General features: G+C 33.8%; 9 protein-coding genes. 5 read left to right on the top strand and 4 right to left on the bottom strand.

All coding sequences use genetic code 11. The features are described 5' to 3' along the window. Window positions 1–528: 528 nt before the first annotated feature. The 4 genes from ACIDC4_RS16890 to ACIDC4_RS16875 form a co-directional block, all read right to left on the bottom strand. Complete coding sequence (locus ACIDC4_RS16890; protein ID WP_412044544.1) at window positions 529–1,314, bottom strand: DUF1444 family protein; 786 nt, start codon at window positions 1,312–1,314, stop codon at window positions 529–531. 212 nt (window positions 1,315–1,526) lie between these two features. Further along, window positions 1,527–2,603, bottom strand: a complete 1,077-nt coding sequence (gene cydB / locus ACIDC4_RS16885; protein WP_412044545.1) for a cytochrome d ubiquinol oxidase subunit II — start codon at window positions 2,601–2,603, stop codon at window positions 1,527–1,529. A 2-nt stretch (window positions 2,604–2,605) separates the two neighbouring features. After that, window positions 2,606–3,952, bottom strand: coding sequence for a cytochrome ubiquinol oxidase subunit I (locus tag ACIDC4_RS16880; RefSeq protein ID WP_412044546.1), 1,347 nt, complete (start codon window positions 3,950–3,952; stop codon window positions 2,606–2,608). A gap of 565 nt (window positions 3,953–4,517) precedes the next feature. After that, entirely contained in the window at window positions 4,518–5,111 is a 594-nt protein-coding gene (locus ACIDC4_RS16875; protein ID WP_412044547.1) for an HD domain-containing protein, read from the bottom strand. Window positions 5,112–5,346: 235 nt separating this feature from the next. On the opposite strand from ACIDC4_RS16875, the gene ACIDC4_RS16870 reads away from it, so the two are divergent. The 5 genes from ACIDC4_RS16870 (at window position 5,347) to ACIDC4_RS16850 (ending at window position 9,356) form a co-directional block, all read left to right on the top strand. Next, complete coding sequence (locus ACIDC4_RS16870) at window positions 5,347–6,765, top strand: MBL fold metallo-hydrolase (RefSeq protein WP_412044548.1); 1,419 nt, start codon at window positions 5,347–5,349, stop codon at window positions 6,763–6,765. A gap of 175 nt (window positions 6,766–6,940) precedes the next feature. Then, window positions 6,941–7,510 (top strand): YeeE/YedE family protein, encoded by a 570-nt coding sequence (locus ACIDC4_RS16865; protein WP_412044549.1) that lies wholly within the window; start codon window positions 6,941–6,943, stop codon window positions 7,508–7,510. Between the two features lie 10 nt (window positions 7,511–7,520). Then, entirely contained in the window at window positions 7,521–8,000 is a 480-nt protein-coding gene (locus tag ACIDC4_RS16860) for a DUF6691 family protein (RefSeq protein WP_412044550.1), read from the top strand. A gap of 17 nt (window positions 8,001–8,017) precedes the next feature. Beyond that, window positions 8,018–8,539: a GNAT family N-acetyltransferase gene (locus ACIDC4_RS16855; protein WP_412044551.1), complete on the top strand. Its 522-nt coding sequence runs from the start codon at window positions 8,018–8,020 to the stop codon at window positions 8,537–8,539. Between the two features lie 43 nt (window positions 8,540–8,582). Beyond that, window positions 8,583–9,356, top strand: coding sequence for an alpha/beta hydrolase family protein (locus ACIDC4_RS16850; protein ID WP_412044552.1), 774 nt, complete (start codon window positions 8,583–8,585; stop codon window positions 9,354–9,356). Window positions 9,357–9,371 lie beyond the last annotated feature (15 nt).

Genomic DNA, 9,371 nt, shown 5'->3' with positions numbered 1-9,371 from the left:
TGAATTTTGAAAAAACTCTAAACCCTTAAAATCATTAAACGTAATTTCATCTATTTCATCATATTTTTTTGGACTTTCGTAATCTAAAAAATTTATTTGCATTAAAGAATAAAATACAATTAAAAAAAATACTACAACACTTATTGCAATTTTAACTTTCATCTATTATCATTTAAAATTTCAAAACCGCTTTTAAGCATTCAAAAACAAGATTTATCTTCCAAATAAAAAACTTACTACGCAAAGGCAGGAAATAATTTAAAAATACATAATTACTATATTGAGATTGCTTCGTTCCTCGCAAGGACATACGCTAGCTTATTGCGATAAACAAAGCAACGGCAATAGAAAAATTAATCATTATTAACATTTGCTACCTTAGGTTTTGTCAAGGAATATGAAATAAACGTTTTCGGCTTAGCCAAATATACTCAACAATTTGGCTAACGCCAACACTACTGCATAAAAAAACCGTTGGTTAAAACCAACGGTTATTCATAGAATTTAATTAGTAAAAATTTGTTTTAACTATTGTAAAACCTCAAACTTTCCATTTTTAAATTCGAAAATTTTATCAGAAACCAGATGATCACCCGTTTCATTTATCTTTTTTATCGAATCATAAAGACGATGCAAATTCTCTGAATCTTTACTTCCGGTAATAAACAATATATCCCGTGCAGGAATACCAATCACAAAATCACCATTTACTGAAAAGTTTTCCCGATGCCAAATATCTAATAAAATTAAACTTGATTCGTAATTTCCTCCAATAGTTATCATATAATATCCATTTTCACCATGGCGTTTCATTTCGAAACTATTTAAAAGATTTTCAATTGATTTTTCCTTTAAATCTTCAATTGGAAAATTGATTTCTTCAAGATCATTCTTTGAAATATAATGAATTGAATTTTCCCGGTCCTCTGCATAAAAAACAAACAATTCATCATTATAAGGTTCATAAATATGACTTTTTCGAAAATCTACATTTATCTCTTCTAAACTTTTTACAAATCTTTTGTCTTTAATAATTGGAAGAATTCTTTCAACTTTTACAAATTCTTTAGGTAAGTAAATTTCAGCAATGCTAACAATGTATTTTTCAATTGTCTTTTTAATAGATTTTGTATCAGCTATATATTCAGAATAACAATTATCTAAAAAATGTTTATGCGCCCCTCCATTAAATTCACTCCTAACCTCAAGTTCATTTATTAAAGTAATTTTTAATCCTTTTATTTTTTTTAGTAATTGCTTAGCAAATTTTTCAGCAAACTCAGTTTCTTTTAGTGGTTTCTTTTTGAAAAACATAATTTAAAAATACTTTAAATTTAATAATTACTTGGATAACCTTTGATTTCAATCATGTAATTATCAAATAATAAATTCGTTATTAGTCAAATATAATAACATTTTTAACTAAAGCCCCGATGATTAAAACAAAAAAACCGTTGGTTAAAACCAACGGCTATTCATATAATTAATTCGTGAAAATTTGTGTAATTAGTGGCAAAAAAAAAAACTTAATGTTCCCCATACCCAACATCATCCATCTTCCCGCTAAAAACTCTGTACTGAATAATAAAATAAACAATCACTAAAAACAAAGCAATAAAAAACCAACTCATTCCGGCATTCAATCCATATTCTCCTGCGGCAGTATTATAAATCGTCAATGATGGATTTACATTATTTGTAGAAGGCAAAACATTCGGAAAAATCGAAACGGCTGTTGAGGCAAATCCTCCGACCAGAAACAAAGTCGAAAACAAAAATCCCATTCCGTCTTTTTGCCAGGAACGAACTTTGAATAATCCCAAGATACCAACAAAAGTCATTAAAGGAAAGAACCAAAGAATTGGATTTTCTACGAAATTATGAAACGGTTTTGGCTCAATAAAATGCCAGATTTGCAGCGAAATACAAACTAAAACCAATAACACAATATTTAGTTTAAAAACTACATTCTTAAGTTTTGGATTCAACGCCGAATTCGTTTTATAAATAATCCAGTTCGCACCATGAATTGTCAGCGCAACAACACTTACAATTCCTAAAAATAGCGTAAACCAGTCTATAATTCCCAACTCATTTGCCTGCGGGCTAAAAGTAGGATTCCATAAAGGCAAAAAGAAATAATGCGCTTCCTGAGTCGAAACTCCATTGGTTACCATTCCTAAGTTTACACCACGAACAATATTCCCCAAAGCAATCCCGAAGAATAAAGCCAAAAGCAAACTGGCGATCCCGAAAGCTTTATCCCAAATGGCTTCCCACATGGGGTGATGCACTTGCCCGCGCATTTCAAGACCTATCGCACGGAAAATCAACAACCATAAAATCATGATCAACGGCAAATAAAATCCGCTAAAAGATGAAGCGTATAAAGTAGGGAAAGCAAAAAACAAAACACCTCCCGCAGCAATAATCCAAACTTCATTGGCATCCCAAAACGGACCAATAGCGCTTGTAATTGCTTTTTTATCTTTCTCTTCTTTCGCAAAAAATAAATGAATAATTCCTGCTCCAAAATCGTAACCGTCTAATACAATATAAACGGCCAGAATTCCCATTAAAACAACGTACCAAAAAAATTCCATAACTATATTTTTTCTGAATTCAGTTCAACATTATGAGGTCCTTTATTGATGATTTTTCCAATCAAAAGCAAAAACAACATTCCAAGTAAAAGATACAATCCTATAAAACCTAATAAAGTAAACAAGGTATTTCCGGATGAAACCGTTGGTGACGCTCCCGCAGAAGTTCGTAACAAATTATAAACCAACCAGGGTTGTCTTCCTAATTCGGCCGTGTACCAACCTGTAGTATTGGCGATATACGGAAATGGCATCATAAACATCAACGACCACAAAACCCATTTGGTTTCGAATAATTTCTTTCTAATTAACTGAAAAAGTGCAAAAGCCATCAAGCCTATAAATATGGTTCCGAGTCCTACCATAATATGATACGCATAATATAAACCAGAAATATTGGTTGGATGAAGATCTTCTTCAAACTGATCCAGACCTTTTATTTCCTGATGCCAGCTTCCGTAAGTCAGGAAACTTAAGATATTAGGCACAGCAATTTTATTATCCAGTTTTTTATCTTTTACATCGGGCTGCCCAATTAAAACAATTTCAGAACCTTTCTTTTCGGTATGAAAAATTCCTTCCATTGCTGCAAAAGTTACGGGTTGGTATTTTACGACATTTTTAGCCAGTAAATCTCCCGTTGGAACTGCCACAATAACACTAGAAATCAATCCGAAAATTACGCCTGTTTTTACAAACATTCTTCCGAAAGTAACATTCTTTTTACTTAAAATATAAAAAGCTCCAATTCCGGCTACTACAAATGAACTTGTAACCAGAGAAGCTGCCTGATTGTGTAGATAGGATGGCCATAACCACGGATTCAGGAACAACGCTTTAAAATTCGTCAGAACAAATTTTCCATTTTCAAGAATTTCGTAACCAACCGGATTTTGCATCCACGAATGTGTGGCAATAATAAGGTATCCACTGGCCCAGGAACCAATCATAATTAATAATCCGGTTACAAAATGCCATTTATGTCCAATTATTTTTTCTCCAAACAAAAAGATGCCCAGAAATGAGGATTCTAAGAAAAAAGAGAACATCCCTTCCATCGCCAGAGTTTGTCCGATGATTCCACCAGTTAACTCAGAGAATTTAGCCCAATTGGTTCCAAACTGAAACTCCATTGGAATTCCCGTTACAACTCCCATCGCAAAATTCAGAGCGAAGATTTTCATCCAGAAATGCGTGGCGTGATTGTATTGATCGTCTTTAGTTTTAAGATATTTCCATTTAAAATAAACAATGATCAGCGAAAGACCCATTGTAAGTTGCGGAAAAAGGTAGTGAAAAGTAATTGTGAAGGCGAATTGCATTCGGTCATAAAAAAGCATTTCTTCCATGGCGGTATTTTATTTATGAAGTCTCCTCAAATTTACCCATTAAAACCTGAATTCCCTGCCTTTAAAAGAAGTTTTTTCTTTTTTAAACCATATAAGTTAGATAAGAAAATATAACCTTAGCTTAATCAGAAAAGGTTAAACATATTGCAATAAAAAATTTCATTTAATACATTTAATATAAATACAAAATTCGCAAAACCTAAAATATACCTGTATTACTTTCTGGTAAAATATTGATATTTGATTTTACAAATCTATAGGTTTAAAAATTTAGTCTTTTTTCAAAACCCCTTTTTCTACACTTTCATTTATTAAACTTTCAGCGTAATTCCATATCGTTTTTGAATCTTCTTAAAAACACTTAATAATAAAAACACGAGAATTACTAACATTGTAAATCCTTAAAAATATTAAACACATAGAAACATAGATTTTTAATCCTTTAAAAAAAGAATGCAAAAAAGAAATACATTTCTTCACACATAGCTATGTGAATTGATGCCAAGTGAAACGCCTTTTGAAGACAAATTAAACTATGTTTCTATGTGTTAAAAGAATTGGCATTTTACTCCTTTTTCAAAATTCCTTTTTCTACACTTTCATTTATTAATCCTTCAGCGTAATTCCATATCGTTTTTGAACCTTCTTTTATAACGCTCTTTTTTTCATAGACTTTTTTATAAGGTACATCAAACTCTTTCCAGGTTCCTCCGTTATTAGACGTATTCTGCAATAAAGGCTCTAGTCTGTCCATTGATTTTGCAAACTTGGCTTCATTAGTTTCACCTGCTTCAAATTCTTCCCAAATCGCAATCATATCATCTGCCTGTTTTTTAGGCAATAATCCGAAGATGCGATTCGCGGCCAATCTTTCCTCATCAGTATTATCATGACTTTTTAGTGTATCGTATATAAAAACATCACCGGCATCTATTTCGACAATATCGTGTATCAAAACCATTTTCACCACTTTTAGAACATCAATTGGTTCATTTGAATGTTCTGCCAAAACAATCGCCATCAAAGCCAGATGCCAACTGTGTTCTGCATCATTTTCATTTCGGTCGCTATTAAACAATTTCGTTTTGCGCTGAATATATTTTAGCTTATCAATCTCTTTTATAAAAGCGATTTGACTCAATAAATCTTCTGTGTTCATGTTAATGATTTTTGTAGATGTAAAATTACGTAGATTATTTTTTTCACCATATAAGTGATATAAGTTCATTTTAGCATAACGTCGATTACACGTATTTTTAAATTTCCTATGGGCTTTATATGGTAAAACAACCCTGTCTTTTTTTACACAAAAATCAAATTTGTGTAACATTAGTCACCTATTTTAAGCAAAAAGTAGGTTACCTTTGTATTCCCTTCTTTTTAGAATACATATCATGAAAATAGAACAAATTTACACCGGATGTTTAGCACAAGGTGCTTACTATATAACTTCAAATGGCGAAGCTGCGATTATTGATCCGCTTCGTGAAATTCAGCCTTATCTGGATCGTTTAGAACGCGATGAGGTGAAACTGAAATACATTTTCGAAACGCATTTTCACGCTGATTTTGTTTCTGGACACATCGATTTAAGCAAAGAAACTCAGGCGCCAATTGTTTACGGACCAAATGCGGCTTGCGAATTTGATTGCATTTCTGCCAAAGACGGGCAAGAATTCAAAATTGGAAAAATTACAATAAAAGCTTTGCATACTCCGGGGCACACCATGGAAAGCACCACTTATTTATTGATTGACGAAAACGGAAAAGATCACGCTATTTTCTCTGGAGATACTTTATTTATTGGCGATGTTGGCCGTCCGGATCTGGCTCAAAAAGCAGCCGGAATGACACAAGATCAATTGGCGGGAATTTTATTTCATTCGTTAAGAGATAAAATCATGACGCTGGCTGATGAAGTTATCGTTTATCCTGCGCATGGTGCGGGAAGTGCTTGCGGAAAAAACATGAGCAAGGAAACGGTTTCGACCATTGGAAATCAAAAAGCGACGAATTATGCTTTGCGCGCCAACATGACTGAAGCTGAATTTATTACAGAAGTTACCGATGGTTTATTACCTCCTCCAGCCTATTTTAGTATGAATGTGGCCATGAATAAACAAGGTTACGAAAGTTTCGAATCGGTTTTGCATAACGGAATGAAAGCGATTGATGTAAAAGAATTTGAGGCTGTAGCCGAAGAAACCGGAGCTTTAATTTTAGATACCAGAAAAAGTGCCGATTTCTATAAAGGATTTATTCCGCAATCGATCAATATCGGAATCAACGGTGATTTTGCACCGTGGGTTGGAACGTTGGTTGCCGATGTAAAACAGCCTATTATATTGGTTACAGAGGTTGGTCTTGAAGAAGAAACCGTAACGCGTTTAAGCCGTGTTGGTTTCGATTCGATCATAGGACATTTGGACGGTGGTTTTGAAGCCTGGGAAAAAGCCGGTTTTGAAACTGATACGGTTCATAGAATTTCAGCAGAACAATTCGCGAGTGAATTTAAAATTGAAGAAGATAAAGTAATCGACATTCGTAAAGAAACAGAATACGAAGCTGAACATATCGACGATGCTTATAGCAAACCTTTAGCTTATATTAATGACTGGGTAAAAGACATTGACCCGAACGAGCATTTTTATTTGCATTGCGCCGGAGGATATCGCAGTATGATCGCAGCTTCGATTTTGCAAGCCCGCGGTTTTAGAAACTTTACCGAAATCGAAGGTGGTTTTGGAGCCATTGCAAAAACAAATATTCCAAAATCAGATTTTGTTTGTCAAAGTAAAGTGCTAAAAGCATAAACGTTGAATATAAATTTTCACCATATAAGTGATATAAGTTCATTTAATTACGGTACGTTTTAACTAAACTGGTTAAACTTACATGAGCTCATATAAGTTCAACGCGATTTAAAACTCCATCTTATAATTACTTATATCACTTATATGGTGAAAAAAAAATCTAATTTTAAAAAAAATGAATCTACTAGAAATTTTGAGAGAACCTTGGCCTTGGTACGTTTCAGGTCCGTTGATTGGGTTAACAGTTCCTATTTTATTGATTATCGGAAACAAATCTTTCGGGATTAGTTCTTCACTTCGTCATATTTGTGCGGCTTGTATTCCGGCAAATATTTCATTTTTTAAATACGACTGGAAAAAAGAAAGCTGGAATTTATTCTTTGTTTTCGGAATTTTCCTGGGCGGAGTGATCGCTGCTTATTTCCTGGCAAATCCAAATCCGGTTGAAATTACGCCACAACTTTCTGAACAATTAGCTACTTACGGAATCACCGATCATTCGGGATTACTACCAAAAGAACTTTTCTCGTGGGAAAGTTTATTTACGCTTCGTGGTTTTATAATGATCGTTGTTGGAGGATTTTTAGTGGGTTTTGGGACGCGTTATGCCGGCGGTTGTACAAGCGGACATGCGATTATGGGAATTTCAAACTTACAATGGCCTTCATTAATAGCCACAATCTGTTTTATGATTGGCGGTTTTATTATGGCCAATTTGATTTTGCCTTATATTCTTTCACTTTAAAATTTCAAAAATGAATCATTTAGAAAATAAAAATACAGACACAGAAGGAATCAACGGAAGCCAGATAAAAGATTCAGGATTGTCAAACCTTAAATATATGTTGGTCGGAATCGTTTTTGGAATCGTATTCGTAAAAGCCGAAATCATCAGCTGGTACCGTATTCAGGAAATGTTTCAATTGCAATCGTTCTTTATGTATGGCGTAATTGGCAGCGCAGTTGTCGTTGGCGTTATATCTGTTCAGATCATTAAAAGATTCAACATCAAAACTATTCAGGGAGAAAAAATCGAAATTCAGCCTAAAACTTTCAACAAAGGACAAATCTACGGCGGATTATTGTTCGGTTTCGGGTGGGCAATTACCGGAGCTTGCCCCGGACCACTTTTCGCTCAAATTGGGACTGGAGTTACTGTAATTGTGGTCACTTTATTAAGTGCTATTGCAGGAACCTGGTTTTATGGTTTTATTAAAGATAAATTACCTCATTAAGATTTAACATATAAAAAATGAGCAACACAACAGAACAATTCATTTTAAGAAAAGCAGCACTTTCTGAAATTCCTCAAATCTGGAATATCCTTCAGGACGCAATAGAACAAAGACGACAAGACGGAAGCACGCAATGGCAAGACGGATATCCTAATGAACTTACGATCGAGAATGACATAAAAAACGGTTACGCTTACGTACTCACAGAGAACGAATCGATTTTGTGTTACGCCGCCATCATATTCGACAAAGAACCTGCTTACGAAGAAATACAAGGCAAATGGCTTACCAATGGCGATTATGCTGTTGTACATCGTGTAGCCGCATCAAAACTGGCAAAAGGAAAAGGTATTGCTACAAAACTTTTCAAAAACATAGAAGATGTCTGCCTTACCAACAATATTCATAGTATAAAAGTAGATACGAATTTTGACAATATCCCGATGCTAAAAATCCTGGATAAATTAAACTACACCTATTGTGGCGAAGTATTTTTTAGAGGATCAGCACGAAAAGCATTCGAAAAAAAGCTAGTTTAAAAATATAATCCCACGATCAGGAATCTAAAGGCGTGTCAAAAAAATGAAGAAAATATATTTTCAAATCTTCTTATCTGTATTCTTAATAAGTTGCTCAAATAACAAGAAATCAAATTCTCAAACATCAAACAACAGCTATCCTGTTAAACTTGATAGTTTGGAATTATTTGACAAATCGAGAAACCGTAAAATTCCTGTTGCAATTTTTCAACCTAAATCTGATACAAAAATTAATAATCAACGAGTAATAATTTTTAGTCATGGATACGGAGAGAATAAAGGCGGTGACAATATGATTTATTCGTACTTAACAGAAACTTTAGCTTCAAAAGGATATTTTGTCATTAGCATTCAGCACGAATTACCTACGGATGATCTTTTGGCAATGGACGGCGATTTTAAAGTCACAAGAAAACCTAATTGGGAAAGAGGTACCGAAAATATTCTGTATGTTCTAAATCAATTTAAAACTACAAATCCAGAATTAGATTTTAAGCACCTAACATTAATTGGCCACTCGAATGGCGGAGATATGACCGCTTTATTTGCTACAAAATATCCCAAATTGGTTGATAAAATAATAACGATGGACAATCGAAGAATGCCACTTCCGAGAGTTAATCACCCTAAAGTATATATTTTACGTTCCAAAAACTATGCTGCAGACGAAGGTGTATTACCAACCGAACAAGAACAGAAAAAATACGGCATGACAGTTCAGTTCACTCCTATCAACCACAGCGATATGGATAATGACGCAACTCCTGAAGAACGAAAAATAATAATGACAAACATCGAAAAGTACTTAAATGAGTAATTTTTTTTAAAAAAT

This window comes from Flavobacterium sp. C3NV (assembly GCF_046825355.2).
GTDB lineage: Bacteria > Bacteroidota > Bacteroidia > Flavobacteriales > Flavobacteriaceae > Flavobacterium.
This window is presented reverse-complemented; position numbering and strand designations above follow the sequence as displayed.

What these genes read in the sequence shown, in the direction of transcription:
- ACIDC4_RS16890 (WP_412044544.1), bottom strand. Translation starts at nt 1,314, where the DNA reads ATGTTTTTCAAAAAGAAACCACTAAAAGAAACTGAGTTTGCTGAAAAA.
- ACIDC4_RS16860 (WP_412044550.1), top strand. Translation starts at nt 7,521, where the DNA reads ATGAATCATTTAGAAAATAAAAATACAGACACAGAAGGAATCAACGGA.
- ACIDC4_RS16875 (WP_412044547.1), bottom strand. Translation starts at nt 5,111, where the DNA reads ATGAACACAGAAGATTTATTGAGTCAAATCGCTTTTATAAAAGAGATT.
- cydB (WP_412044545.1), bottom strand. Translation starts at nt 2,603, where the DNA reads ATGGAATTTTTTTGGTACGTTGTTTTAATGGGAATTCTGGCCGTTTAT.
- ACIDC4_RS16850 (WP_412044552.1), top strand. Translation starts at nt 8,583, where the DNA reads ATGAAGAAAATATATTTTCAAATCTTCTTATCTGTATTCTTAATAAGT.
- ACIDC4_RS16865 (WP_412044549.1), top strand. Translation starts at nt 6,941, where the DNA reads ATGAATCTACTAGAAATTTTGAGAGAACCTTGGCCTTGGTACGTTTCA.
- ACIDC4_RS16855 (WP_412044551.1), top strand. Translation starts at nt 8,018, where the DNA reads ATGAGCAACACAACAGAACAATTCATTTTAAGAAAAGCAGCACTTTCT.
- ACIDC4_RS16870 (WP_412044548.1), top strand. Translation starts at nt 5,347, where the DNA reads ATGAAAATAGAACAAATTTACACCGGATGTTTAGCACAAGGTGCTTAC.
- ACIDC4_RS16880 (WP_412044546.1), bottom strand. Translation starts at nt 3,952, where the DNA reads ATGGAAGAAATGCTTTTTTATGACCGAATGCAATTCGCCTTCACAATT.